Source organism: Pseudomonas sp. GWSMS-1 (genome assembly GCF_049847425.1).
Lineage (GTDB): Bacteria > Pseudomonadota > Gammaproteobacteria > Pseudomonadales > Pseudomonadaceae > Aquipseudomonas.
Genome location: NZ_JBMHHV010000005.1, coordinates 3,299,959 through 3,325,028, shown reverse-complemented (window position 1 = coordinate 3,325,028; position 25,070 = coordinate 3,299,959). Strand labels below are relative to the sequence as shown.

Sequence of the window (25,070 nt, the reverse complement as noted above, 5' to 3'; positions counted from 1 at the left end):
ATACAAACCGCAAGCCCAAGGGCTTAGCGGGCGATAGGTACGCTATGACGACGCAGCCAAGTATATGTTTCGTAATCCCCTATTTCGGGCGCTGGCCTTTCTGGATGCAGTTTTTCCTCGAGAGCTGCCGCCGCAATCCAGATGTAGACTGGTTGCTGTTCAGTGACTGTGGCGTGCCGTCTGAGCTGCCTAGCAATGTGCGGATTGAAAGCATCAGCTATGCCGACTATTGCGCACTGGTTGGTAAGCGTCTGGGGATTCCGTTTGCGCCAGAGAATGCATACAAGCTCTGCGATATCAAACCGGCATTGGGCTTTATTCATGAAGACCGTCTGCAGGGCTATGACTTCTGGGCCTTCGGTGACATCGATCTGGTCTTCGGCCAGTTACGCGATTATTTCACCGCCGAGCGGCTCGCGCGATTCGATCTGTTCTCTACCCACGAGCGGCGAGTGTCTGGGCATTTATGCCTTATCCGTAATGTACCGCGTATGCGCGAAGCCTTTATGCGGATGCCAAACTGGCAGACGCGTTTCTGTGATCAGCAGCATCATGCGCTGGACGAGGGGGCTTTCAGCCGGATTTTTCTATGGCGTAAGAACTTCCCGCAGCCATTGTTTCGCCTCGTCGGGCTTTTCAATCCGTGGCGCCGTCGTAGCGAGTTCGTCGAGGCTTTCAGTACGCCTTCTGGCTGTATTCCTTGGATCGATGGCAGTACTGAGTTTCCGACCTGCTGGTATTGGCGCGAGGGACGCTTGAGCAACGACCTTGATCAAGGGCGTGAGTTTCCTTATTTCCATTTCGTCGTGTGGAAGCGTGATGCCTGGCCGGCACTTGGCGAGCCATCGGCCGATACACTGCAAGCGTTGGCAAAACAGCCGGAATGGCGGATCAGCTCACAGGGGTTTGCTCAGGATTATCGATGAACAGACGAATAAAGGTTTTACAGCTGCAGCCCGATTACAACGTTAAATCGCATGACTTCGCCGATTTGGCCGAGCAGATCGTTAAGGCGTTACCGAGTGAGCGTTATGAGGTGGTCGCGGCATTCTTGCGTGGTAAGCCGCAGCCGGGAGAGCCGGGAGAGCCGGTAAGCCGGGCTGCCCGCTCGGTATATTTTGAGTTCGCCGATAAGCAACTTAAAGGGTTGCGGCTGCGGGCGATGTGGCAGCTCTATCAGCTTTGCCGCGCCGAGCAGTTCGATGTGGTGATCTGCAACCGCTTTAAACCGGTCAACATGATGTTGCAGTTGAACCGCTGGTTAAAGGTGCCGTTGTGCATCGGTATCTCTCACGGGTTTGGCGAGTACGATCGTTTTTACCGGCGCCGGCAAGCGTCGCGCCTGATCGACAAGGCTTGGCGTTTTGTGGGTGTATCGCCTGCTGTCAAGCAATACCTGCTGGACTGTGCGTGCGGCTTTACCGAGCACAATACGGTTGCTATCACTAACGCCATTGATATTGAACAGGCCACCGCCTTGCAGCATTCGCGCGAAGATGCTCGCCGCCTGCTAGGGCTTGACCCCAATGTGCGTCTGGTGGGTGCACTTGGGCGTTTGGTACCAGTTAAAGGACATATCTATCTGCTTCAGGCGTTTGCCAAGCTCAAAGACCTTTTCCCGCAGGTGCAGCTGGCGATTATTGGCAAAGGTCGCGAAGAGTCGCGGCTTTTGGCTGAGGTTGAGCGGCTTGGTCTCGGTGGGCGTGTTCACCTGCTCGGCTTTCGTGAAAACGCTCTGCAGTATGTCCGTGCTTTTGATATTTGGACCATGCCGTCTCTGGCTGAAGGCCTGGGCTTGGCCTTGCTGGAGGGGATGAGCGGGCACTTGCCGGTAATCGCCACGAATGTGCCGGCAATGCTGCCGCTGATCGAGGGGGCTGGCGGGCTGGCAGTGCCTCCGGCTGACGTTGAGGCGTTGAGTCAGGCTTTAAACAGTTATTTAAATTTGAGCGATCAGCAGTTGCAGGAAAAGGGTGAGCGGGCTTTTGCCTACCTGTGTGCCCATCACGATATTGAAACCTTCCGTCAGCAGTATCGGCAACTCATTGACGAGTCGCTGAGTCAGGCGAGTGCCTCCTAATGAGTCAGAGTTCCGAGCTGGTCAGCGTCATCATCGCCTCCTATAACCACGCGCCTTATATTGAGGAGTGCATTCTCAGTGTGCTGGGGCAAACCTACCCGCATGTCGAGCTTTTGGTCGTGGATGATGGTTCGACCGACGACAGCGTTGAGCGTATTCAGCGCTTGCAGGCCGAGCATGGCTTCGATTTTCAAATGCAGCAAAACCAGGGGCTGACCCGCACGCTGAACTCGGCAATTGCTCGAGCCAAAGGTGAGTTGATTGTGCCGTTCGGTTCGGATGATGTGATGCTACCTGAGCGCCTGGCCAAGCAGGTGGCCTATATGGCGGATAAGCCTGGCGTTGGGATATGTGCCGGCAATATCGAACTGATCGATTCGCAGGGCACACTATTTCCCGAGACTCGCCAGCGTCGCGATGTCCCGTTTCGGCGGATGGACTTCGATGATGTGTTTATGGAGCGTAAGCCCTATGCGCCCGCCACAACCTTGATGATCCGCAAAGAAGCCTTGGATAAAGTAGGTGGTTTTGACCCTGAAATTCGCCTGGAGGATCTGGCGATTGAGTTGAAGATTACCCATGCCGGTTACACCATCGACTGCTTGGGTGAGGTGTTGGCGCGTTACCGCAAGCACGCCACTAATTCGTACAAGAACCACCGTTTTATGATCGATAGCATCCTGCGTATTTATGCGTTGTACAGCGACCATCCGCAGTATGAGTTTGTCCGTACGCGCTTTCTCAGCTCCATGTTCCTCAAATGCTCCAACCGTGATCGCCAGTTGGCGCGCGAGTTGTTGGCGCAGATTCCGTTTAAACAGTGGTCGAAGAAAACCTGGCGTGGCTTGGCGCGCCTGTATTTCTCACCTTTGGAAAAGGGCTGAATCGTATGGGTTTCTGGCAACGGTTCTTGGAAAAGCGCGCCAAAAAGCAGATTCGCCGGCTGCCCAAGTTCGAGCGTGGTCCCGCAAGGTTCCTGCAGCGCTATCCGCAGTATGAGGTAGGTGTTGGTACCTATGGTGTGCCCGCCGTGCATGACTGGCAGGACGGAACATCACTCAAGATCGGCAGCTATACATCAATTGCCATGAGCGTGGAGATATTTCTTGGCGGCCACCACCGCACTGAATGGGTCAGTACTTACCCTTTTCCTGCCCTGATCTCAGAGGCATCCGGAATTAAAGACTATGCAGTGAGCCGAGGGAATGTAGTAATCGGCAGTGATGTATGGCTGTGCACTAATTGCGTGATCTTGTCAGGCGTCACGGTAGGGCATGGCGCCGTGGTTGCAGCCGGTGCTGTGGTGAGCCGAGATGTAGCCCCTTACTCGATAGTGGCAGGTAATCCGGCGCGGCACGTACGCTGGCGTTTTTCACCTGAGGTCTGCGCGGCGCTGCTTGAGGCCGCTTGGTGGGAGTGGCCGGAGCAAGAGGTGCGTAGCATCAGCCCACTGTTGTGCAGTGACCAGCTCGATAGCTTTCTGCAGTATGCCTGGCAGCGTGCGGCGCAGAAGGCTAAAGCGCTGTAGGTTTGTACGGATTACGTAAACAGCTTGAGTGCCTGCTGCTTGGCGATGCGGCTATAGCCTGCTTTTAGTGCGTCACGGTGTTCTTCGAACAGCCACTTCTGGTCGTCGACATAGCGGCGCATGTGCTTCAGATTACGCTTGCGTTTATGCAGGCTGAGTGCGAAATGGCTGATGCGCATGTCTGCGAGGTCAATCAAACCCAGCTGTCCGTCAGGTTGCACCAGTACGTTGCCCAGGTGCACCGAGCGGAAGTAGACGCCGCTGCCATGCAGTTTGGCCAGCAGCTCGCCAAACTGCTCCACAAGCTCCTGGCGTCGCTCGCCAGAGCTGTGACTCAGTACGTGGCGCAAGGTTTGCCCGGGGAGTGGCCAGTAATGCACAGCAGTTTTATTGATCGGATCAATCAGCCAATACACGTGGATGATTTTCGGGCTGCTAAAGCCTAAGTCCTTTAGACGTACTGCGTTCTCTGCAAAGCGTTTGGCGTAAGGCTTGAGGGTTTCGCGGGAAAATGCTGAGCGTTTACGGAACAGTTTGAGAAAACTGCCGTCTGCTAACTTCAGCACTTTTGGCCCAAGGCCGTCGAGTTCAAGCACGCTGGCGTTGGCTGAGAGTGCGGTCAGCTCGGGCCGGGAAAGCGTTTGCATCAGCGCAGGGCTCCTTGTGTTTGCTGCGTGCGTATAGTCAGAGCGGCAATCAGCGCCAAGGGAATCCAGGTTACCAGCCAGTGTTCTTTGGGTCTCGGCAGGATGCCGCCTCCCTCCGTTAGGCCAGCACCGATGCCGTAAACCAGCAGCGCCCCACAAACGATGAACAAGTAGTTGTTTCGGTGCTTCCAGCACTGGAAGAGGGCCAGTCCGTGCATGGCGAGCCAAAGGGCGAGACCGATAATGCCGGTGTAATACAGCACCCCTAGGGCAAAACTATGAGGCTCGCGAAAGCTATAAGGTATTCCAGATAGAAACAGCTCTAGGTGTGCACCAAAGCCGAGTCCTTGCCAAGGTTGTTGAGCAACCATGCTGAGAGTGTTGGCCCACAGTTCGGGCCGATAAGACAGGCCGCGATTGGATAAAACTTCCGGGTAGAGCAGGACGAGGGCTAACACAGCCAATACGCCAGAGAGCAATAGCCAGATTGAGCGTTTATTCCAGCACGCGACTATCAACCAGGCGCAGGTCAGTGCAGTTGCCACAAATGGCGTGCGTGAGCCGGTGGCCAGTAATGCCATTCCCATCAGTAAGGCTGCGGCTAGTGCGAGCCCGCTGTGGCTAGGATTTACGGTCATGCTCAGTGCCAGCCAAAACGCGCAAAAAAAACCGAACACATGCGAACTCAGCAGGGGATTGTCTAGTGCGCCGTAGCCAATCAGCCGTTCGCCCGGAGTTGCGTTGGCCATGAACATCATCAGGCTATAAGCGGTTAGCGGCAGCATCAATACGGCCGCGAGCAGTGTGCTTTGAGCGAGTCGCGTATTGGCTTGCAGGGCTATCAGCGCACAGGCGGCAAACAGCATCAGAATATAGAGCGGGCGCTTGAATAGCGTGCCGAAGGACCGCTCGGTGTCTGACCAGCTAATGCTGATCAAGGCCCAGGTCGAGAACATGAATAAGGCGATGGTCACGGGGTCTCGCAAGAGCGCTAGGCAGATACGGGGACGCAACGCCAGGGCGATTAAAGTGGGCGCGGCTATCAGCGCGTAGAAGGCCTTGTGATAAAGGCTGCGCTCAGGCAGGGCGGCCAGCCCTGTAAGCAGCACGACAAACCCTAGCGGCAGTAACCAGTTGCATATAAATGCGTACGTTCGCTGCGTCCATGAGTCGATTTGTATGTGCATCTAGATGTAGGTCCAGTCAGGCAGTTGAGCCGCGATTCTACAGGATCAAGGCTGGCCTTTCCTTGGCGCAACCTACTTTCATCCAGACTGACGTTTGTCGATAGACAGTTGCTGCCTGGTTAGGCGCGCGGCCCAGTACTGAGGCGGTACGTTGCCGAAGGAGGTTCCGAACCAACATCTGTAAATCTATGGGGCGGCCGCTAACCTGCCTCGGCAGGCTTAATCGCAGGCTGGGTGGGCTATGTTAATATTCCGCTTTTACTGAGAGTGGGCGGGTTTATGAGTGGAAAAGCTGCAAGCCAAGACGCGTCATCGAGCCTGAAAATCTATCTGCGCTTGCTCTCCTATATTCGTCCTTATCTTGGTTTTTTTGCGCTGAGTATTGTGGGCTTTTTGATCTTTGCCTCGACTCAGCCGATGCTCGGTTACATCCTCAAGTATTTTGTTGATGGCCTTTCTAATCCTGACGCAAGCTTGTTCCCTCGCGTGCCCTACCTTCGGGATTTGCAATTGGTGCAGGCTGTGCCGCTGCTGATTGTATTGATCGCCTTTTGGCAAGGGGTCGGCTCTTTCCTGGGGAACTACTTCCTGGCCAAGGTTTCGCTGGGGCTGGTGCATGACCTGCGTGTGGCGCTGTTCAATAATTTACTGACGCTGCCCAATCGTTATTTTGATAGCCACAATTCCGGGCATGTGATCTCACGGATTACCTTTAACGTGACCATGGTCACCGGGGCTGCTACGGATGCGATCAAAGTGGTCATCCGTGAAGGCATGACGGTGGTTTTCTTGTTCGCCACCTTGTTATGGATGAACTGGATGTTGACCTTGGTAATGGTCGCCATTCTGCCAGTGATCGGGCTCATGGTGAGTAGTGCGAGCAAGAAATTCCGCAAGCAAAGCAAGAAAATTCAAGTGGCTATGGGGGATGTCACCCATGTTGCCTCAGAAACCATTCAAGGGTACCGGGTCGTGCGCAGTTTTGGCGGCGAAGCCTACGAGCAACAACGGTTTCTCGGCGCGAGCAGCAGTAATACGGACAAGCAGCTGCGCATGACCAAGACATCAGCGGTTTATACACCGATGCTACAGCTTGTGATTTACAGCGCTATGGCCGTGCTGATGTTTCTGGTGTTGTTTATGCGTGGTGATGCCAGTGCCGGCGATTTGGTCGCTTACATCACTCTGGCCGGCCTGCTGCCTAAGCCGATTCGCCAGCTTTCCGAGGTCAGTTCGACTATTCAGAAAGGCGTGGCGGGAGCGGAGAGTATTTTTGAACAGTTGGATGAAGTCCCTGAAGTGGATCACGGCACTCAGGAGCGTGAACGGGTAAGCGGGCGGTTGGAGGTGAGCAACCTGAGTTTTCAGTATGACGGTAGCGATAAGCCCGTTCTGAATGACATCAGCTTCGTCGCCGAGCCTGGGCAAATGGTCGCTCTCGTGGGGCGATCGGGTAGTGGTAAGTCGACATTGGCGAATCTTATTCCGCGCTTTTACCACCATGATCAGGGCCAGATTTTGCTCGACGGTCTGGATGTTGAAGACTACAAACTGTTAAACCTGCGCCGCCATATCGCTTTGGTTACTCAGCACGTGACCCTGTTTAACGACACGGTGGCCAATAACATCGCCTATGGCGATTTGCAGGGTGCGCCGCTGGAAGAAGTTCGTAAGGCGGCGGAGGCCGCTTATGCAGCCGAGTTTATTGAGAAGATGCCGCAAGGCTATGACACCCTAGTCGGTGAAAATGGCGTGCTGCTGTCGGGTGGTCAGCGTCAGCGTCTGGCGATTGCTCGGGCATTGTTGAAAAACGCCCCGCTATTGATTCTCGATGAGGCCACCTCTGCTCTCGATACCGAGTCGGAGCGGCATATTCAGGCCGCGCTGGATGAAGTGATGAAGGGCCGTACGACCCTGGTAATCGCCCACCGGCTGTCCACTATCGAGAAGGCTGACCTGATTTTGGTGATGGATCAGGGGCGCATCGTCGAGCGTGGCACTCATACCGAGCTGCTGGCGCAGAATGGTTACTACGCACGCCTGCATGAAAAAGATTTTGTTGAGGGCGATGGCGCTGTGTCGTTGGAGCACGACGCCTGATGCTCAGTCATTTACGCGCCTGGCGTGAGCGCGGCTGGACGCCTATCGATGCTGTCACTTATGCCGAGACCTGGCAGCGCTTTGGCGGCAGTGTGGCCACGCATCCGCAGGTCATTGAGCGTCTGGCGGGCCTTGCTGGCTTGCCGGTGCGCTATTTGGGCTGGTTTGAGCAGGGCGAGATACGTGCGGCCCTGCCCGTCTGGGGCCGTCATCTGGTGTTGTCCAAGGATGTGCTTAAACAGCGCGGTAAGCGCGGCCTGTTTGATTTGGGTAACGCTGAAATCATCCTGCCTATGGCCTGCGACGTGCGCGTCCCGTTGCGTCACAAAGTCCGCTACCTGTCGCCCTTAAATGCCGAGCAGGTGCTCGGCCGTCGTGAGCAGCCGGAAGGTTTGGCGTTGGCCCGCGAGCCTGAGGAATACAGCAAGAAATTCCGCTACAACCAGCGCCGCGAGCAGCGGTTGCTGGAGGAGGCCGGTGGTGTTGTGCGGCCTATGCTGGAGTTGTCCGCCGCCGAGCAGGCACTTATTTACGCCGATCTATTTCAGCGTCGCTGGGGTTTTGAGGCGACTGGCAAAGCCCATCTCGCCGAGGTGTTCGGCTTAATGCGCGAGTTTATGGCCGGATCGCTCATCTACCTGAATGATCAGCCGGTGGCTATCCAGATACTCTACCGCGTCGAGGCCCCGCAATGGGTCAGCCTGGAGTACATCAACGGCGGCGTTGACCCGCAAAACCGCGAGTTCAGCCCTGGCAGCGTACTCAGCTTTATCAACACCCAAACGGCCTGGGCCGAAGCGCGAGCGCTGTGTAAGCCGCTGCGCTATTCCTTTGGTCGTGCTGATCGCGAATATAAAGATCGCTGGTGCAACCGTGTGCCGGTCTATCAGGTCTGACTATGTCTGCACGCAAGCAAACCCTGCTCAAACGGCATCGTCGGCAAAAACGCATCGCTCTGCTACTGGCTTTGGTCGTACTGCTGGTGATGGCCGTTGTGGTCGCCTGGTGGTGGCTGCCATTGCTCCTGTTACTGGGCTGGGTGGCGCATGAAGCGTGGTTTGCTGATCACCTGTTTTATGCCCCGAGTGATGACTACAGCTACAACTTTACTGACGGAGTGCCCGCGTTTGCAGGGCGGATCGAGGCAGGCTGCCTGCGGTTGGATGCAGATATTATTGCGGCCGATGCCCTGATTCTCCAAGTGCAGCTCAAGACCAGCTGGCTAGGCCGCTGGCTGGACCCTTTTGTGCTGGTGGGGGCGGATCGGCAGGACTTTGAGCGCGGCGTGAATGGCCGCCGCTACCTGAACCTGTCAGGTCAAAACGCGCTGTTGAACAGCGGCACGCTGCAGGTGCGAGGTCGATTCTGCAGCATTGAACCGATGGTCACTCTGTATGCCCTGAGCAACCCGGATTACGCCGCGCAACGGCTGATGGTCATAGCCCCGCATGCCGATGACGCGGAGTTGGCGGCGTTCGGGCTCTACAGCCGAGCAGCGGATGTCAGCATTGTGACCCTGACCCAGGGCGAGATTGAGGCTAAGCCCTATGAAGCGTTGGGCCTTGATCAGGCCGGTGCGGCCCGCCTCAAAGGGCGCCTGCGTGCCTGGGATAGCCTGGCAGTTCCGCTGTGGGGCGGCGTGCCGCAGAGCCGATGTGTGCAGCTGGGTTATTACTGCCTGCAATTACCTGCGATGCAGGCGCAGCCTGAGCTGGGCGTTGGTTCGCGTGAGTCCGGTGAGAGTGATATCCGTAGCGTGCGTGCTGCCAACGCTATCCAGTTGCCCGGCGATGCCGACGGCGTGCCTAGCTGGCGCAACCTATTGGCCGATTTAGCGGCGAGCCTTGAGCACTTTCGGCCAGAGGTGGTGGTCACACCGCATCCGCAGCTGGACCCACACAGCGATCATGTGGCCAGCACCCAGGCACTGCTGGAGGCGATTGAACTGAGCGCCTGGAAGCCGAAAGCGCTACTGCTGTACGCCAACCACTTGCATGACAACGATCGCTGGCCCATGGGCCCGGCGGGCTTCGGGATTGCCTTGCCGCCGGCCATTGAAGCGCTGCCGGCAGATGGTTTGTGGAGCCCAGTTCTGAATGCTGCGCAGCAGTTGGATAAGGCCATGGCCCTGGCCATGCAGCATGACTTACAAGGCGCATTACCGCTCAAGCGGCGCATCCGCCGACTGATTCAGCGCGTACTGGTGGGGCGCCGTTGGCCGGCAACCGGTGACGATGAGTTCTTCCGCAAGGCAGTGCGCCGCCATGAATTATTTTGGGTGCGTACGCTCGGCGGCTAGCCGGCGTGTTAGCCCGCAAATGTTATGATCTGCGGCGATTTGCATCAGCCGCTTCTGGAGTTTTTATGAAATTGTCCATGCCACGTTTCGACCAGGCCGCCGTTCTGGTGGTGGGCGATGTCATGCTCGATCGCTATTGGCATGGCGGCACTTCGCGAATCTCGCCGGAAGCGCCAGTGCCGGTGGTGAAGGTCGAACAGATTGAGGATCGTCCTGGTGGTGCCGCCAACGTGGCGTTGAACATTGCTGCCCTCGGTGCGCCGGCAGTCTTGATCGGCGTGACCGGTCAGGATGAGGCCGCTGATAGCCTGAGCAACAGCTTGCACGCGGTCGGCGTGAAAACCCTGTTTCAGTGCATCAAAGATCAGCCCACCATCGTCAAATTGCGCGTCATGAGCCGCCATCAGCAGTTGCTGCGCATGGACTTCGAAGAGGCGTTTCGCACCGACTGTGCCGCGTTGGCCGCCAGCGTCGAGGCGCAGCTTGATGGTATCAAGGTGTTGATCCTCTCCGACTACGGCAAGGGCGCGCTGCAAAATCATCAGGCCCTGGTGCAGCTGGCGCGTAGCAAAGGCATTGCTGTGCTGGCTGACCCTAAAGGTAAGGATTTTTCAATCTACCGCGGCGCCAGCCTGATTACCCCGAACCTCAGCGAGTTCGAGGCCATCGTCGGCCAGTGTCATGATGAGGCCGAGTTGGTGGCCAAGGGCGCGGCATTGATGACCGAGCTGGAGTTGGGGGCTCTGCTGGTCACCCGTGGCGAGCACGGTATGACCCTGCTGCGCCCGCAGCATCCGGCTCTGCATCTGCCGGCGCGTGCGCGGGAAGTATTTGATGTCACCGGTGCCGGCGATACGGTGATTTCCACCCTTGCGGCCAGCCTTGCCGCTGGCGAAGAGCTGCCGCATGCCGTGGCGCTAGCCAACCTGGCCGCCGGTATTGTGGTGGGCAAATTGGGTACGGCTGCGATTAGCGCGCCCGAGCTGCGTCGTGCGATTCAGCGTGAGGCCGGCTCCGAGCGCGGCGTGTTGAGCCTTGATCAATTGCTGTTGGCCATCGAAGACGCCCGCGCCCATGGCGAGAAGATCGTCTTCACCAACGGCTGCTTTGACATCCTGCATGCCGGTCATGTGACCTACCTGGAACAGGCGCGCGCGCAGGGCAATCGCCTGGTGCTGGCGGTCAACGATGACGCTTCGGTCAGCCGCCTGAAGGGCCCGGGTCGGCCGATTAATGCCGTAGACCGACGCATGGCCGTGTTGGCTGGCCTTGGCGCCGTTGATTGGGTGGTGAGCTTCAGTGAAGACACGCCGGAAAACCTGTTGCGTGCGGTCAAGCCGGATGTGCTGGTCAAGGGCGGTGATTACGGTATTGAACAGGTGGTGGGCGCCGACATTGTCACGGCCTACGGTGGTGAAGTGCGGGTACTTGGGCTGGTGGAAAACAGCTCGACCACCGCGATTGTCGAAAAAATCCGCAGCAAGTAAGCCTCTGCTGCCGATGAAGCCCTGCCTAGGCAGGGCTTTTTTGTGGCATACCGTTTTGCAGGGCCAGCCAATCTTTCCAGCGGATGCGCTCATCGCGCACCAGCCAGCCGTCTTGAGGCGCAAAGCTTTCCGCCAGCCACAGGCCGCGGGTGCTGGCAGGTACCAGTTGGCCCTGTTTCAGGGTCAGCAGTTCGGCCGTTGGCCGGCCCTGGTTCAGCGGGATCAGAAACAGGTCGGGGCGGGCGCGGTTGAGGCGGGCGATCAGCTGGCCATCTTCCAGGTGTTCATCGACATGCAGCAGACTGAGCTGGTGAGTTTCCTTGGGCAGATCCAGGCGCAGGTCGTACACCAGCTGCAGCGAGGCGGTCGGCAGGTGCACATAGGCGCGGGGGCGTTCGAGCAGTTTGAGGTTGCCGCATTGCACCGGTCGCGCCGCACCCGATAGCGCGCTGAGGTTGAAATGCGTGCTTTCCCGATAGTGCAGGCTCTTTTGGTAGGGCGTTGGCAGCCAAGTGTCGCCAAAGCGTCCGCCCAGCCAACCATCGGGGGTTTCCAGCAGGCACTCTTCGGCGACTTCCTGGATCACGGTGAGCAAGGGCAGGTTGAGTTCATGGGCCGGTACGTAGCCTGAGATCAGCTTGAGCACCACATCGCCACGGTCGGCGCGGCGTTGGCGCACCAGTACCCAGTAATCGCGACCTTGCCAGTTGAGGGTTAGGCGCACTGAAACCCCCAGGTTTGCCAGTTCCACGGCAAAGCGTTGGGTGTCGGCGACTGTTACCGGCTTGCGCTTTTCCAGCATCTGCGCAAAGTTCAGCGGCATGCCCAGGCTCTGGTAACTCAGGCCTTCCGGGCTGGCCTCGACCAATAGCTGCAGGGTTTTAAAGGTGCTGGGGTCTTTGCGGATCAGGGTGCGCGGCATGGCAACTCCTCGCGGCGGGTAAGGCCAGAGAGCTTGGCACAGATAGAGGGTTGTGCGCGGTCAGGCAATATCCTGAATTACAGCCGCCGCGGTGGCGACGTTATGCGCCAGGTGGTGCGGGTTGATGGTGCCGATGATCGCGCTGGTGGCTGCCGGGTGGCCGAAAATCAGTTCGAAGCTAGCGCGTACCGGGTCTTCGCCTGCCAGGCACGCGTGGCCGCTGGCCAGGGCCTTTTTGACCAGAATGCCTTTGCCGTGCAGTTCGGCGTAGTCCAGCACGGCCAGCTCGGTCTGCTCATTGAGGTTGTAGGTGACCATGGCGCAATCGCCCGTTTCCAGCGCCAGCAGGCCGCCCTCAAGGGTTTTGCCGGAGAGGCCGAAGCCGCGAATCTTACCCTCGCGCTTAAGCTCTGCCAGCGTCTCGTACACGCCGCTGTCACGCAGGATCGCCACATCGTTGCCGTCTGAATGCACCAATACCAGGTCGATAAAATCGGTTTCCAGGCGCTTGAGGCTGCGCTCTACGGAGAGGCGTGTATGCGCCGGGCTAAAGTCGAAGTGCGACTGGCCGTTGTCGAACTCTTCACCCACCTTGCTAACGATGACCCATTGCTGGCGCTGGCCGCGTAGTAGCGGGCCAAGGCGGGTTTCGCTGCTGCCATAGGCCGGTGCGGTGTCGATCAGGTTAATGCCCAGATCATGGGCCTGGGCCAGCAGCTCACGGGCGGCGGCGTCATCGGGAATTGTGAAGCCGTTGGGGTACTTCACGCCCTGATCACGGCCTAGCTTGACCGTGCCCAACCCCAGCGGCGAAACCAGCAGCTCGGTGGCGCCCAGCGGGCGGTGTAAGTTGTGCAGGCTGTGCAGTGGATGCATCAGAACAGTTCCTCCCAGGCAGGTGCTGCAATGGCCGGACGTGGCAGCTCGGGCAGCGGTGCGTGCGGCGTCGGCTGAATACCGTCACGACTGAGTGCGGCCAGCACGCGATCAGCAAAGTCTGGCGCCAGAGCCAGTTTAGTTGGCCAACCGACCAACAGATTGTTTTGCTCATGCAAGAAGGCGTTATCTGGGCGCACCAGGCCGGATTGTGACGGCTCTGCACGTTCCACCCGTAGTGTGGCCCACTGGGCGGCAGACAGGTCGACCCAAGGCAGCAAGTCGCTGAGTTCTTTCTGTGCTGCTTTGACCTGGCTGGCCTCATCACGGGCGACGCCATCGGCTTCGGCCAGATCCCCCCCAGGTACCAGACCCATTGGCCGTCGGCAGCCGGGTGCGTGGTGACAGTCACGCGCGGCTTCGGTCCACCACCCAGGCAGTGGGCGTACAGTGGTTTTAGGGTCGGCCCTTTGACCAGCACCATATGCAGCGGGCGCAGTTGTTGCGCGGGTTGGCTCAGACCGAGGCTGCTCAGTAGCTCGGCGTTGCCGCGGCCGGCGCTAAGGATGATGCGCTGGGCGCGAATCTCGCGGCCATCGACGCGCAGGCCAACCAGCGCGCCATTTTCCTGCAGCGGTTCGATGCGCTCGGCGGCCAGCAAGCCATCGCCGGCCAGCTCGCTCAGGCGGCTGATCAGGCTGGGGACATCCAGCACCAGCTCGGCCAGTCGGTAGACCTTGCCCTTGAATTTCGGGTGCTGCAGGGCCGGTGGCAGTTGCTCGCCCTTGACCTGATCGACCCGGCCGCGTACGGCCTTGCTGGCGAAGAAGCTGGTGATGTTGCCGGCCAGGCTGCCGGGCGACCACAGGTAGTGGGCATCGGAAAGCAGGCGCACGCCGGTGAGGTCCAGTTCGCCGTTGCCGGCTAAGGCTTCGCGCCAGCGCCGGGGCATGTCGGCGATGGCTTCGGAGGCGCCGGTGAGTGCGCCGTGTAGGGCGTATTTGGCACCGCCGTGGATGATGCCTTGGGATTTCACGCTCTGTCCGCCGCCGAGACTGGCATTTTCCACCAGCACAGTGGCAAAGCCCTGGCGGCGCAAGCGCGCATTCAGCCAAAGGCCAGCAACACCGCCGCCAACGATCAAAACATCAGTGCTTAATGCTTGGGACATGCATGCGTCTCACCGGGAAAACAGGTGCGCAGTATAACCCGCCAGCGTCTGGGTCAATGGCCGACGCTTTGCGAGAACATCTGAATCACTACCACTCCGGCAACGATCAGCCCCATGCCGAGTATGGCTGGCAGGTCGAGGCGCTGCTGATAGAGAAATACAGCTGCGATGCTCACCAGCACAATGCCCATGCCCGCCCACACCGCATAAGCGACGCCAACCGGGATGGTTTTTACCACCAGGCTGAGCATCCAGAACGATAGGCCGTAACCGACTACGACCAGTAGCAGCGGTAAGGGTTTATTGAAGCCATCCAGGGCCTTCATCGAGGTGGTGGCAATGACTTCAGCCGTGATGGCAATGGCGAGGTAGAGGTAGCCGCCCATGGTATGGACTCCTGTGTGATCTGCGCGCCATTCTAGGCCTATGCCAGATGGGATAAAGTGATTGCCTATCTGAATGGGAGATAGGTTGTGCAGTGGAGCCTGGATCAGATTCGCCTGTTTGTCAGCGTCGCCGATGGCCAGTCGTTCTCTGCCGTGGGGCGGCAGATGCAGCGCGCGCAATCGGCGGTGAGCCATGCGATTGCCTTGTTGGAGGCCGACCTTGGCGTGCGCCTGTTCGAGCGTAGCAGCGGCCGCCAGCCGCGCCTGACCGATGCCGGCGCAGCCCTGCTGGAAGAGGCGCGCGAGGTGTTGCGTCAGTGTCAGCGTCTTGAGGGCCGGGCGCTGGGGCTCGTGCGTGGTGAGGAAGTGTGTCTGCGCCTGGCTCAAGATGAGGCCATGCCCTATCAGCCGGTACTCGACAGCCTCGAGGCGCTGGCCCAGCAGTTCCCGCTACTGGAGGTGCAGCTGGCCAGCGGTGCTCAGGGCGATGTGGCGCGCAAGCTGCTGGAGCATCGCGCCGATCTCGGCCTGCTGTTTCACCATGAGCAGATGCCTGATGCATTGGAGCGCCAACGCCTGGGCACCATCGAGATGGTGACGGTGTGTGGCGCCGGGCATGCGTTAGCGCATTTCGGGCATGTTGATCGGCGAGAGCTGGCACGCCATCGGCAGCTGTTGATGGCCCCGCAGGACAGCCACTACCCCGGCGGTGAGCAGCTCAGCCCCTCGGTTTGGCGCACCGACAGTTTCTACGCCATGGCCGAGCTGCTGATGCGCAATTTGGGCTGGGCCTGGTTGCCGCGCCATGTGGTGCAGTACCCAACCTATCAAGGCCAGCTGGTTGAGCTGAACAGTGATTGGACCCCGCCGCCGCTGGTGGTTGAGCTGGTTTGTCGGCGTGATGAAGCGCTGGGGCCGGCGGCGTTGTGGTTGGCTGAGTGCTTCGCCGAGCATTTGCGGGCTATCGGTTGAGGTCGGTTGGCGCGTGACTCGACGATGTTTGCCAAAGTGCATAAGCTGCGCGCCATGAATAGAAGCCTCTACACCCTGTTGTTTCATCTCGGTCTGCCACTGGTGGCCGGGCGACTGGCCTGGCGCGCTTGGCGTGCGCCGGCCTATGCCCAGCGCATCGGTGAGCGTTTTGCCTTCGGCCTACCGCCGCTCAAACCGGGCGGTATTTGGCTGCATGCCGTGTCGGTGGGTGAAAGCATTGCTGCCGCGCCACTGGTGCGAGAATTGCTGGCGCGTTACCCCGATAGGCCGATCACCATGACCTGCATGACGCCCACCGGTTCGGAGCGCATTCAGGCCATGTTCGGCACGGCCGAATACGCCGGGCGTGTGCAGCATTGCTACCTGCCGTATGACCTGCCTTGGGCGGCAGCGCGCTTTCTCGATCGCGCGCAGCCCAAGCTCGCGGTGATCATGGAGACCGAATTGTGGCCCAACCATATTCACCAGTGCGCCAAGCGTGGCATCCCAGTGGCGGTGGCTAATGCGCGATTGTCTGAGCGTTCGGCGCGGGGTTATGCGCGCTTTGCCAAGCTGACTGCGCCGATGCTCGCCGAGTTGGATTTGATTGCCGTGCAAACGGCAGTAGAGGCCGAACGCTTCAAAAGCCTTGGTGCGCGCGAGGCGTGCGTCGAGGTGACCGGGTCGATCAAGTTTGATTTAACCATTGACCCTGATTTGCTCGAACGTGCCGCGCTGCTGCGCGAGCAATGGCATGCCGAGTCGCGCCCGGTATGGATCGCCGCAAGCACCCACGCCGGTGAGGATGAAATTGTCCTGGCGGCCCATCGTGAGCTGCTCAAACAGCTGCCTGATGCCTTGCTGATCCTGGTGCCGCGACACCCTGAGCGCTTCAACTCGGTGTTCGAGTTGTGTCAGCGCCAAGGCTTTAGCACGCGGCGACGTTCTTCTGGTGAGCCCCTTCAGGCAACTGATCAGGTGCTGCTTGGCGATACCATGGGCGAGCTGTTGTTTCTCTATGCCCTGGCGGACATCGCCTTTGTCGGCGGCAGCTTGGTGGCCAATGGCGGGCATAACCTGCTCGAACCTGCCGCCTTGGGCAAGCCGGTGCTGAGCGGCCCGCACCTGTTCAACTTCCTGGAGATTGCTGCGCAGTTGCGGGCTGCCGGTGCGCTGAGCGAGGTGGCAGATGCCGTCGCTTTGGCGCAGCGCGTGGCGCAGTTGTGGCACGAGCCTGAGGCGGCGCAAGCGATGCGCGCGGCCGGGCAGGGCGTGATGCAGGCTAATCAGGGCGCACTGGCGCGCTTGCTGGCTGGGCTGGAGCGATTACTGAATAAGTAATCTGCAGCGTTAATCGCAGCCAATAAAAAGCCCGCTGATTTTAGCGGGCTTTTTATTGGGCCTAACTCAGTACTGCGGGTTGCCACGTAGTTGGGCTTCGGCCGCTTTGGCCAGGTCCGGCGGGAGGAAGTCTTTGTCCGGGTTGTAGTCGGATTTCAGGTACTGCTCCAGCGCAGCCAGATCATCTGGGCTAAGGGTGCCAGCGGCTTGCTTCAAGCGCAGGTTGTTGAGGATGTAGTCATAGCGCGCGTTGTTGTAGTTGCGTACCGAGCTGTACAGCTGACGTTGAGCATCGAGTACGTCAACGATGTTACGCGTACCAACCTGGTAGCCGATTTCGGTGGCTTCCAGGGCGCTCTGGTTGGAGATGATCGACTGCTTACGTGCCTGCACAGTTTCCACGTCGGTGTTGACCGCGCGGTGCAGGTTGCGGGTGTTCTGCACCACCTGGCGGCGCAGGCTTTCACGCAATTGCTCGCTCTGATTCAGGCGCTGGTAGGACTCGCGCACCTGCGAGCTGGTCAGGCCGCCGCTGTACAGCGGGATATTCAGTTGCAGGCCGATTGAGCGCTGCTCGACATCACCGCTGAAGCGGTTGGCGGAGGCTGCGTTGTTGCTGAAGCCGAGGCTGTCGTTATCGCCTTTCTGGTAGCTGGCGACCGCATCCAGGGTGGGCGCGTGGCCAGATTTACGCTGGCGCAGGGTTTCTTCAGCGGCTTCAACCGCGTAGTTGCTGGCTTGCAGGTTGAGGTTCTGCGCGGCGGCGGTGTCGACCCAGGCTTTGGCGTCGTTCGGCGTCGGGGCGAGAATTGGCAGGCTGTGCTCAATGCCTTCGAGGGCATTGAAGTCACGGTTGGTCAGGGTGATCAGGGCCTGGAAGGCGTCTTCAACCTGACGCTGGGCGATGATGCGGTTGGCGCGGGCGGTGTCGAAACCGGCCTGGGCTTCCAGCACGTCGGTTTTATCTGACAGACCGACATCGAAACGCTCATTGGCCTGGTCCAGCTGGCGCTTGAATGCGGCTTCTTCGGCCTTGGTCGAGGCCAGGTTGTCCTGGGCGCGCAGCACGGCAAAGTAGCTTTCGGCGCTTTGCAGAATCAGGTTCTGCTCGGTGGCCGAGAGTTCCAGAGCGGCTTGCTCATCGGCGGCTTGAGCGGCCTGCAACTGGAACCAGCGATCAGCGCGGAACAGCGGCTGGCTGAGGTTGGCCTGATAGACCATGCCACTGCGCGAGCTGGTATTGGCAGGCGAGTCGACTTGAGTGCGGGTGTCGCTCAGGTTGGCACCGGCCGAGAGATTTGGCAGCAGGCCTGCACGGGCCTGGGGCACAACTTCGCTGCGCGCTTTGTAGTCGGCGCGGGCGGCAGCTAAGTCGGCGTTATTGGCGGCGGCCTCTTGATACACCGTGACCAGGTCAGTTTTGGTGGACAGCGGGGCTTGTTCAGCCCAGGCCATTGCGGTCGGCGCGGCGGCCACAGCAAGAGCCAAAGAAAGTCTGCGCAGCATTAGGGTGATCCTGGTTTTGGCGGTAATCGGCAAGGCTAAGGGGCCGTGCCCAAGGGGTCAAGGGCCGTGGTGGCAGCGGTAGTGTAGTTTGCAACAAGCTATGTTGCCTGGATGCAACAATGCAGCTGCGCATGCCGCTTCGTCACAAGCCGACGCGACGGTCATGTTTTTTGACTCGCGGGTTGGTTTTATTGCCTGGGGTTGATTAGACTGGCCGGGTTCTTGTCGGGGTGCCCTAATTGAGGGGCTGAGATTGGCTACTGCCGGATCCCGTTGAACCTGATCAGGTTAAAGCCTGCGTAGGGAACAAGATGTGCTCGCCTTTCCCCTGGCGAGCCTCTGGCACCGCCCCAGGTGCGCCTCTCGCCGCTCATCCGTCCAGGTTCGCTCCGACATTCAGCCCTGGAGAGCCGCCGATGAGCACACAACAACAAAATCTGAACCCGATGCTGAGTGAGTCAGCCCAGGTCGACCAGCAGTCGATCCAACCCTTTCCGCGTTCGCAGAAAATTTATGTGCAAGGCTCGCGCCCGGACATTCAAGTGCCGATGCGTGAAATCAGCCTGGATGTCACGCCCACTGACTTCGGCGGCGAGGTCAACGCCCCGGTCATGGTCTACGACACCTCCGGTCCCTACACCGACCCCAAGGTGATCATCGATGTGCGCAAAGGCCTGGCCGATGTGCGCTCGCCATGGATTGAGGCGCGTGGCGACACCGAGCGTCTGCCCGGCCTGAGTTCCAACTTCGGTCAGCAACGCCTGGCCGACGCCGAGCTGACCAAACTGCGTTTTGCCCACGTGAATAATCCGCGCCGCGCCAAGGCCGGGGCTAACGTCAGCCAGATGCACTACGCGCGCCAAGGCATCATCACTGCCGAGATGGAATACGTCGCCATCCGCGAGAACATGAAGCTGGAAGTGGCGCGTGCCGCTGGCCTGCTTGATCAACAGCATCCCGGCCACAGTTTCGGCGCCAGTGTGCCGAAAATCATCACCCCGGAATTTGTCCGTGACGAGATCGCCCGCGGTCGCGCGATCATTCCGGCCAACATCAACCACACTGAACTGGAACCGATGATCATCGGCCGTAACTTCCTGGTGAAGATTAACGGCAACATCGGTAACTCGGCGCTGGGTTCTTCAATTGAAGAAGAAGTGGCCAAGCTGACCTGGGGTATTCGTTGGGGCTCGGACACGGTCATGGACCTCTCCACCGGCAAGCACATCCACGAAACCCGCGAGTGGATCATTCGCAACTCGCCGGTGCCAATCGGCACCGTGCCGATCTATCAGGCGCTGGAAAAAGTCGGCGGCGCGGCCGAAGAGCTGACCTGGGAACTGTTCCGCGACACCCTGATCGAGCAGGCCGAGCAGGGCGTGGATTACTTCACCATCCACGCGGGGGTGTTGCTGCGCTATGTACCGATGACCGCCAAGCGCGTCACGGGCATCGTTTCGCGGGGCGGTTCGATCATGGCCAAGTGGTGCCTGGCGCACCATAAAGAGAACTTCCTCTACACCCACTTCGAAGACATCTGCGAAATCATGAAGGCCTATGACGTCAGCTTCTCGCTGGGCGATGGCTTGCGTCCGGGCTCGATTGCCGACGCCAACGACGAAGCGCAGTTTGGTGAGCTGGAAACCCTCGGCGAGCTAACCAAGATCGCTTGGAAGCACGACGTGCAGTGCATGATCGAGGGCCCGGGCCACGTGCCGATGCAGTTGATCAAAGAGAACATGGACAAGCAGCTGGAGTGCTGCGACGAGGCGCCGTTCTACACCCTCGGCCCACTGACCACCGACATCGCGCCAGGCTACGACCACATCACCAGCGGCATTGGTGCGGCGATGATCGGCTGGTTCGGCTGCGCCATGCTCTGCTACGTCACGCCTAAGGAGCACCTGGGGCTGCCAAATAAGGATGACGTGAAAACCGGCATCATCACCTACAAGATCGCCGCGCATGCTGCGGACTTGGCCAAAGGTCATCCGGGCGCGCAGATTCGCGACAACGCACTGTCCAAGGCGCGCTTTGAATTCCGTTGGGAAGACCAGTTCAACCTCGGTCTCGACCCTGACACGGCGCGCTCGTATCACGACGAAACCCTGCCGAAGGATTCGGCCAAAGTCGCGCATTTCTGCTCCATGTGCGGGCCGAAGTTCTGCTCGATGAAGATCACCCAAGAGGTGCGGGTCTACGCCGAAGAGCAGCGTATCGCCGCGCTAGAGCTGGATGAGGCGGAATTAGGCATGCAGGCCAAGGCCGCTGAGTTCAAGTCGCAGGGCAGTGAGCTGTACCACAAGGTCTGAGATACAGCGTCGGTTTGACCGAAGTACCACCCAGGGTTTGCGCCCTGGGTGGTTTTTATTTTTTCTGAGGCGTTTTTTATCGTGATGACGACCAACACCTATTCGCCCCACCAAAGCGTGGGCAGTAATCAGCGCGTGCTGGGTGCGCGGGACATGTTCTCGCTGTGGTTCTCCCTGGGTATCGGCTTGATGGTCTTGCAGCTGGGGCCTTGCTGGCGCCGGGGCTGGGCATGAGTGGCGCGTTACTGGCGATTGTTTGTGGTACGGCTGTCGGCGTGCTGTTGCTTGGCGCCGTTGCCGTGATCGGCAGTGACACCGGACGTTCCAGCATGGCGGCTTTGAAGCTCAGCCTGGGCAGTAAGGGCGCGTTGCTGCCGGCCCTGCTCAATGTGCTGCAGCTGGTTGGCTGGGGCGCGTTCGAGATCATCGTGATGCGCGATGCCGCCGGCGTTTTGGCCGAGCGCGCATTCGGTGCGGGTAGCGGCTGGAGTAATCCACTGCTGTGGACCTTGTTCTTCGGCACGCTAGCGACCCTGCTGGCAGTCACCGGGCCGCTGACCTTTGTGCGTAAAATATTGCGCAAGTGGGGCATCTGGTTGCTGCTCGGCGCCTGCCTGTGGCTGACCTGGAACCTGTTTGATAAGGCCGATCTGGCCCGTATCTGGGCGCGCGGTGGCGATGGTTCGATGCCCTTTGCGCTGGGCTTTGACATTGCGATTGCCATGCCACTGTCTTGGTTGCCGCTGATTGCCGACTACTCGCGCTTCGGCAAGAGCGCGGCGCGAGTGTTTGGTGGTACGGCGTTGGGCTTCTTCCTCGGCAATGTTTGGCTGATGAGCCTGGGCGTGGCCTACACCTTGGCCTTTGCGACCGGTGCTGAGGCCAACGCGTTGCTACTGGCCCTGGCCGGTGCAGGCTTGGGCATCCCGCTGCTGCTGATTTTGCTCGATGAGTCGGAAAACGCCTTTGCGGATATCCACTCTGCTGCGGTGTCTGCCGGTATCGTGCTGCCGCTGCGGGTTGAACCGTTGGCCTTGGCGATTGGCGTGCTGTGCACCCTAATTGCCTGGTTGGCGCCGCTGGCCGAGTATCAGAACTTCCTGCTACTTATCGGCTCGGTGTTTGCGCCGCTGTTTGGCGTAGTGCTGGTTGATCACTTTATTTTGCGCCGTCGCCGCGCGGAGCTGGCTCCCGTGTGCGCCTGGCGTGGCGATACCTTGCTGGCATGGGGCAGTGGCGCCGCGGTGTATCACCTGCTCAGCCATTATTCGCCAGAAATCGGCGCCACCCTGCCGGCGTTCTTGTTGGCCGCAGGGCTGCAGTTGCTGCTGGGCGGGTTGAGTCGCAAGCGCCTGGCGGCGATCAGCTGAGAGGCAGGCCTTGGCCGCGATAACCGTGCGGCAGCGCTGCGCCGCTGTTTGCCGGGCAGGTGCAATGGAGGCTTGCCAGGCGCCTAGAAACAGCGTGTAAGCTGTGCTGAATGCGCGGGCCGGCAATGCCGTCGCCGGTCGCGTCAGTAACGTTTTTGGAGTGCGCGATGAATGCTCAAGATGATGTTCAAGTAATCGAGCGCGAGGCCTGTTTCAGCGGTTTCTATAAGCTTGACCGGCTGCGTTTGCGCCATCGCCAGTTTGCCGGTGAGATGGGCCCTGAGCTGAGTCGCGAATTGTTCGTACGCCGCGACGCGGTGTGTGTGCTGCCCTACGACCCGCAGCGCGACTGCGTGGTGCTGATTGAGCAGTTTCGCATCGGGGCGCTGTATAAAAGCGCTAATCCCTGGCTGCTGGAGCTGGTGGCTGGGCTGATCGATAAAGACGAGGTGCCAGAAGAGGTGGCGCGCCGAGAAGCGCTAGAAGAAGCCAATCTGCCGCTGAGCTCTTTATGGCCCATCACGCAGTATTACCCCTCGCCTGGTGGCTCGGATGAGCGTGTGCATCTGTTTGTCGGGCGTTGCGACAGCGCCGGTGCGGGTGGTGTGCATGGGTTGGCGGAAGAGGGGGAGGACATTCGGGTGCATGTTTGGCCGTTGGAAGATGCCCTAGATGCAGTCAAGGACGGGCGTATCGACAATGCCGCGAGCATTATGGCGTTGCAGTGGTTGGCGCTGAACCGCGTTGAAGTCAGGGGCCTGTGGTCATGAACCTGCTGCGCGAGCGCTACCGGGTCGACCTGGTCGAGCTGCAAGCCGCTTGTGAGGCTAACTATGCGCGCCTGATGCAGCTGTTGCCGGCGATGCGTGAGAGCGGTGAAGCGCGGCGGGTCGCGCTAAGTCAAGGTGAGCAGCAGCTCGGCGTGCTGGCGCTGGACGTGCTGGAAACGTGCCCTTACACCTCGACCCTCTCCGTGCGCCAAGAGCTCGGCCTGGCCTGGTTGCCATTGCCGCAGCTGGAGGTGCGGGTGTATCACGATGCGCGCATGGCGGAAGTCGTGGGCGCACAAAGCGCGCGACGGTTTCATGGCCGCTACCCGTACCCGAATGCGGCGATGCATCAGCCGGATGAAAAGACCCAGCTCAATCTGTTTCTCGGCGAATGGCTCAGCCATTGCCTGGCTTACGGCCATGAGTTAGCGCCGGTCCGCTAGTGTTCGCGCGCGATTGGCTGACTCCTGCTGCGGGTGTACGCGTCTCGACTGCGCTAGCCTTTGCTGCACGTGCTGGATTTACAGCGGGCGTTCTGTGACCTATTCCCCTTTAGCGGGTTTACCGTCGGCCGGGCTGCCAGCATAATTCATGCATTCCGCCCAAGGAGAAGGTCTTGCCGGACGCACTGAATAAAAGCACTGCTGTTGATCGCTCGGTCCTGCTGGTGCAGTTATCCGACAGCCATCTATTTGCCGATGCAGCAGGCAGACTATTGGGTATGGATACCCAGGACAGCTTGCAGCGGGTGATTGAACGCGTGCTGCAAGAACAGCCGCAGATCGACCTGGTGCTGGCCAGTGGCGACCTCTCGCAGGATGGCAGCGTTGAGTCCTACCAGCGCTTTCGTGACATGACCGCGGCCATTCCCGCGCCGGCGCGTTGGTTTCCCGGTAACCATGATGAAGTGCCCGCCATGCAGGCCGCCTGTGTCGGCACGGATCTGCTCAATCCGGTGATCGATCTGGGTAACTGGCGGGTGACGCTGCTTGATTCCTCTATCCCAGGCGCCGTGCCGGGCTATCTCGATGATCAGCAACTGGCGCTGTTGGAGCGCGCGTTGAGCGAAGCGCCAGATCGCCATCATCTGATTTGTCTGCACCATCATCCGGTGTCCATCGGCTGCAAATGGATGGAGCCGATCGGGGTGCGCAATCGCGATGCCCTGTTTGCCGTGCTGGAGCGTTTCAGCAATGTGCGTGCGCTGCTTTGGGGGCATATCCATCAGGAACTCGACCAGCAGCGCGGGCCGATTCGTCTATTAGCGTCGCCTTCTACCTGCGTGCAGTTCGTCCCCGGTAGTGAAGAGTTCCAAGTCGATAAGAGCGCGCCCGGCTATCGCTGGCTGCGCTTGTTTGACGATGGCCGCCTGGAAACGGGCGTGTCACGGGTTACGGGCATCACGTTCGAAATCGATTACACCATCAAAGGCTATTAAGGCGTTGCCTGGCGCGGCGGCGAAGCGGTTGCAGCCGGTCGCCGCTAACGGTTAGCCTCCCGCCCATGACCCCATCCATACTTTATCTCCACGGGCTTAACAGCTCGCCGGCGTCGCTCAAGGCCAGCCTGTTGCTGCGCGCCATGCAGCAGCTGGGCTTGGCCGCGCAGTTGCGTGTGCCTGCGTTGCACCATCATCCACGGCAGGCGCTTGCCCAACTCGACGCGTTGATTAGCGAGCTTGGTCGCCCCGTGCTGGTTGGCAGCTCGCTGGGCGGCTACTATGCGACCCATCTGGCTGAGCGACATGGGCTGCCGGCGCTGTTGATCAACCCCGCCGTGCGCCCGCACCTGCGTTTCGAGGGCTACCTGGGCCCGCAGAAGAATTATTACAACGATGAAACCTGGGAGCTAACCGCCGACCATGTGGCGGCGCTGGCCGAGTTGGACGTCGCCATGCTGCAAGATCCCGCACGTTATCAGGTGTGGCTGCAGACCGCCGATGAAACCCTCGATTACCGTGACGCCCAGGCGTATTACCGGGGCAGCGCGCTGCGTATCCAGGCCGGTGGCAATCATGGCTTTCAGGGTTTTGCCGAGCGCCTGCCTATGCTTTTCGCTTTCGCCGGTATTCCTCGCCATTTGTGGCAGGATATCGACTTTTCCGCTCTCAATTGAC

Annotated in this window: 21 protein-coding genes, 2 pseudogenes and 1 riboswitch; of the genes and pseudogenes, 16 read left to right on the top strand and 7 right to left on the bottom strand. The window is 59.7% G+C overall.

Going from position 1 to position 25,070, the window contains the following annotated elements; translation table 11 throughout:
* Positions 1-44 precede the first annotated feature (44 nt).
* From ACEPAJ_RS19270 to ACEPAJ_RS19255, 4 genes are read left to right on the top strand one after another with little or no spacing between them, the layout of a single operon-like run.
* Positions 45-926: a DUF6625 family protein gene (locus ACEPAJ_RS19270; protein WP_425917085.1), complete on the top strand. Its 882-nt coding sequence runs from the start codon at positions 45-47 to the stop codon at positions 924-926.
* Positions 923-2,080 (top strand): glycosyltransferase, encoded by a 1,158-nt coding sequence (locus ACEPAJ_RS19265; RefSeq protein ID WP_425917083.1) that lies wholly within the window; start codon positions 923-925, stop codon positions 2,078-2,080. The genes ACEPAJ_RS19270 and ACEPAJ_RS19265 overlap by 4 nt, the downstream gene beginning before the upstream one ends.
* Positions 2,080-2,964 (top strand): glycosyltransferase family 2 protein, encoded by an 885-nt coding sequence (locus tag ACEPAJ_RS19260; protein ID WP_425917081.1) that lies wholly within the window; start codon positions 2,080-2,082, stop codon positions 2,962-2,964. Before ACEPAJ_RS19265 ends, ACEPAJ_RS19260 begins: the two co-directional genes overlap by 1 nt.
* Before the next feature lie 5 nt (positions 2,965-2,969).
* Positions 2,970-3,608: a CatB-related O-acetyltransferase gene (locus ACEPAJ_RS19255; protein ID WP_425918117.1), complete on the top strand. Its 639-nt coding sequence runs from the start codon at positions 2,970-2,972 to the stop codon at positions 3,606-3,608.
* Positions 3,609-3,619: 11 nt separating this feature from the next.
* Here the strand turns inward: ACEPAJ_RS19255 and ACEPAJ_RS19250 are convergent, their stop codons facing one another.
* The gene (locus tag ACEPAJ_RS19250) at positions 3,620-4,255 is read right to left on the bottom strand and encodes a lipopolysaccharide kinase InaA family protein (protein WP_425917080.1); all 636 of its coding nucleotides are present in this window, start codon (positions 4,253-4,255) and stop codon (positions 3,620-3,622) included.
* Entirely contained in the window at positions 4,255-5,229 is a 975-nt protein-coding gene (locus ACEPAJ_RS19245; protein WP_425917078.1) for an O-antigen ligase family protein, read from the bottom strand. The genes ACEPAJ_RS19250 and ACEPAJ_RS19245 overlap by 1 nt, the downstream gene beginning before the upstream one ends.
* A 492-nt stretch (positions 5,230-5,721) precedes the next feature.
* On the opposite strand from ACEPAJ_RS19245, the gene msbA reads away from it, so the two are divergent.
* The 4 genes from msbA (at position 5,722) to hldE (ending at position 11,328) form a co-directional block, all read left to right on the top strand.
* On the top strand, positions 5,722-7,542 hold the full coding sequence (gene msbA / locus ACEPAJ_RS19240; protein WP_425917077.1) for a lipid A export permease/ATP-binding protein MsbA: 1,821 nt from the start codon (positions 5,722-5,724) through the stop codon (positions 7,540-7,542).
* On the top strand, positions 7,542-8,438 hold the full coding sequence (locus ACEPAJ_RS19235; protein WP_425917075.1) for a GNAT family N-acetyltransferase: 897 nt from the start codon (positions 7,542-7,544) through the stop codon (positions 8,436-8,438). Before msbA ends, ACEPAJ_RS19235 begins: the two co-directional genes overlap by 1 nt.
* Before the next feature lie 2 nt (positions 8,439-8,440).
* Positions 8,441-9,841, top strand: a complete 1,401-nt coding sequence (locus ACEPAJ_RS19230) for a PIG-L deacetylase family protein (RefSeq protein WP_425917073.1) — start codon at positions 8,441-8,443, stop codon at positions 9,839-9,841.
* Between the two features lie 65 nt (positions 9,842-9,906).
* Entirely contained in the window at positions 9,907-11,328 is a 1,422-nt protein-coding gene (gene hldE, locus ACEPAJ_RS19225) for a bifunctional D-glycero-beta-D-manno-heptose-7-phosphate kinase/D-glycero-beta-D-manno-heptose 1-phosphate adenylyltransferase HldE (RefSeq protein WP_425917071.1), read from the top strand.
* 25 nt (positions 11,329-11,353) lie between these two features.
* Here the strand turns inward: hldE and ACEPAJ_RS19220 are convergent, their stop codons facing one another.
* The 4 genes and pseudogenes from ACEPAJ_RS19220 to ACEPAJ_RS19205 form a co-directional block, all read right to left on the bottom strand.
* The gene (locus tag ACEPAJ_RS19220) at positions 11,354-12,250 is read right to left on the bottom strand and encodes a metal ABC transporter ATPase (protein ID WP_425917069.1); all 897 of its coding nucleotides are present in this window, start codon (positions 12,248-12,250) and stop codon (positions 11,354-11,356) included.
* A gap of 60 nt (positions 12,251-12,310) precedes the next feature.
* Positions 12,311-13,126, bottom strand: a complete 816-nt coding sequence (locus ACEPAJ_RS19215; RefSeq protein ID WP_425917067.1) for an aldo/keto reductase — start codon at positions 13,124-13,126, stop codon at positions 12,311-12,313.
* Positions 13,126-14,297 (bottom strand): annotated as a pseudogene (locus tag ACEPAJ_RS19210) (NAD(P)/FAD-dependent oxidoreductase). Before ACEPAJ_RS19210 ends, ACEPAJ_RS19215 begins: the two are co-directional and overlap by 1 nt.
* A gap of 53 nt (positions 14,298-14,350) precedes the next feature.
* A complete protein-coding gene (locus ACEPAJ_RS19205; RefSeq protein ID WP_425917065.1) occupies positions 14,351-14,683 on the bottom strand; it encodes a DMT family transporter in 333 nt (110 codons plus the stop codon).
* An 87-nt stretch (positions 14,684-14,770) separates the two neighbouring features.
* Here ACEPAJ_RS19205 and ACEPAJ_RS19200 point away from each other — a divergent pair, with 87 nt between their 5' ends.
* Together ACEPAJ_RS19200 and waaA are read left to right on the top strand one after the other, a co-directional pair.
* A complete protein-coding gene (locus ACEPAJ_RS19200) occupies positions 14,771-15,655 on the top strand; it encodes a LysR family transcriptional regulator (protein WP_425917063.1) in 885 nt (294 codons plus the stop codon).
* 54 nt (positions 15,656-15,709) lie between these two features.
* Positions 15,710-16,996 carry a lipid IV(A) 3-deoxy-D-manno-octulosonic acid transferase gene (waaA, locus tag ACEPAJ_RS19195; RefSeq protein ID WP_425917061.1) on the top strand — a complete coding sequence of 429 codons (1,287 nt, stop codon included), beginning with the start codon at positions 15,710-15,712 and terminating at the stop codon, positions 16,994-16,996.
* 66 nt (positions 16,997-17,062) lie between these two features.
* Here waaA and ACEPAJ_RS19190 read toward each other — a convergent pair whose 3' ends face one another.
* The gene (locus tag ACEPAJ_RS19190; protein WP_425917060.1) at positions 17,063-18,502 is read right to left on the bottom strand and encodes a TolC family outer membrane protein; all 1,440 of its coding nucleotides are present in this window, start codon (positions 18,500-18,502) and stop codon (positions 17,063-17,065) included.
* A gap of 216 nt (positions 18,503-18,718) precedes the next feature.
* Positions 18,719-18,825, top strand: a riboswitch (TPP riboswitch).
* A 123-nt stretch (positions 18,826-18,948) separates the two neighbouring features.
* On the opposite strand from ACEPAJ_RS19190, the gene thiC reads away from it, so the two are divergent.
* From thiC to ACEPAJ_RS19160, 6 genes and pseudogenes are all read left to right on the top strand, one after another.
* The gene (gene thiC, locus ACEPAJ_RS19185; RefSeq protein WP_425918115.1) at positions 18,949-20,814 is read left to right on the top strand and encodes a phosphomethylpyrimidine synthase ThiC; all 1,866 of its coding nucleotides are present in this window, start codon (positions 18,949-18,951) and stop codon (positions 20,812-20,814) included.
* An 81-nt stretch (positions 20,815-20,895) separates the two neighbouring features.
* A pseudogene (cytX, locus tag ACEPAJ_RS19180) lies at positions 20,896-22,184 on the top strand (putative hydroxymethylpyrimidine transporter CytX).
* 167 nt (positions 22,185-22,351) lie between these two features.
* On the top strand, positions 22,352-22,954 hold the full coding sequence (locus ACEPAJ_RS19175; protein WP_425917058.1) for an NUDIX domain-containing protein: 603 nt from the start codon (positions 22,352-22,354) through the stop codon (positions 22,952-22,954).
* Positions 22,945-23,397, top strand: a complete 453-nt coding sequence (locus ACEPAJ_RS19170; RefSeq protein ID WP_425917056.1) for a DUF1249 domain-containing protein — start codon at positions 22,945-22,947, stop codon at positions 23,395-23,397. The genes ACEPAJ_RS19175 and ACEPAJ_RS19170 overlap by 10 nt, the downstream gene beginning before the upstream one ends.
* 173 nt (positions 23,398-23,570) lie before the next feature.
* The gene (gene cpdA, locus ACEPAJ_RS19165) at positions 23,571-24,392 is read left to right on the top strand and encodes a 3',5'-cyclic-AMP phosphodiesterase (RefSeq protein ID WP_425917054.1); all 822 of its coding nucleotides are present in this window, start codon (positions 23,571-23,573) and stop codon (positions 24,390-24,392) included.
* Between the two features lie 65 nt (positions 24,393-24,457).
* Positions 24,458-25,069 carry a YqiA/YcfP family alpha/beta fold hydrolase gene (locus ACEPAJ_RS19160; RefSeq protein WP_425917052.1) on the top strand — a complete coding sequence of 204 codons (612 nt, stop codon included), beginning with the start codon at positions 24,458-24,460 and terminating at the stop codon, positions 25,067-25,069.
* Position 25,070 lies beyond the last annotated feature (1 nt).

Coding starts and splice junctions, on each gene's coding strand:
- ACEPAJ_RS19270 (WP_425917085.1), top strand. CDS start 45: ATGACGACGCAGCCAAGTATATGTTTCGTAATCCCCTATTTCGGGCGC.
- ACEPAJ_RS19265 (WP_425917083.1), top strand. CDS start 923: ATGAACAGACGAATAAAGGTTTTACAGCTGCAGCCCGATTACAACGTT.
- ACEPAJ_RS19260 (WP_425917081.1), top strand. CDS start 2,080: ATGAGTCAGAGTTCCGAGCTGGTCAGCGTCATCATCGCCTCCTATAAC.
- ACEPAJ_RS19255 (WP_425918117.1), top strand. CDS start 2,970: ATGGGTTTCTGGCAACGGTTCTTGGAAAAGCGCGCCAAAAAGCAGATT.
- ACEPAJ_RS19250 (WP_425917080.1), bottom strand. CDS start 4,255: ATGCAAACGCTTTCCCGGCCCGAGCTGACCGCACTCTCAGCCAACGCC.
- msbA (WP_425917077.1), top strand. CDS start 5,722: ATGAGTGGAAAAGCTGCAAGCCAAGACGCGTCATCGAGCCTGAAAATC.
- ACEPAJ_RS19235 (WP_425917075.1), top strand. CDS start 7,542: ATGCTCAGTCATTTACGCGCCTGGCGTGAGCGCGGCTGGACGCCTATC.
- ACEPAJ_RS19230 (WP_425917073.1), top strand. CDS start 8,441: ATGTCTGCACGCAAGCAAACCCTGCTCAAACGGCATCGTCGGCAAAAA.
- hldE (WP_425917071.1), top strand. CDS start 9,907: ATGAAATTGTCCATGCCACGTTTCGACCAGGCCGCCGTTCTGGTGGTG.
- ACEPAJ_RS19220 (WP_425917069.1), bottom strand. CDS start 12,250: ATGCCGCGCACCCTGATCCGCAAAGACCCCAGCACCTTTAAAACCCTG.
- ACEPAJ_RS19215 (WP_425917067.1), bottom strand. CDS start 13,126: ATGCATCCACTGCACAGCCTGCACAACTTACACCGCCCGCTGGGCGCC.
- ACEPAJ_RS19205 (WP_425917065.1), bottom strand. CDS start 14,683: ATGGGCGGCTACCTCTACCTCGCCATTGCCATCACGGCTGAAGTCATT.
- waaA (WP_425917061.1), top strand. CDS start 15,710: ATGAATAGAAGCCTCTACACCCTGTTGTTTCATCTCGGTCTGCCACTG.
- ACEPAJ_RS19190 (WP_425917060.1), bottom strand. CDS start 18,502: ATGCTGCGCAGACTTTCTTTGGCTCTTGCTGTGGCCGCCGCGCCGACC.
- thiC (WP_425918115.1), top strand. CDS start 18,949: ATGCTGAGTGAGTCAGCCCAGGTCGACCAGCAGTCGATCCAACCCTTT.
- ACEPAJ_RS19175 (WP_425917058.1), top strand. CDS start 22,352: ATGAATGCTCAAGATGATGTTCAAGTAATCGAGCGCGAGGCCTGTTTC.
- ACEPAJ_RS19160 (WP_425917052.1), top strand. CDS start 24,458: ATGACCCCATCCATACTTTATCTCCACGGGCTTAACAGCTCGCCGGCG.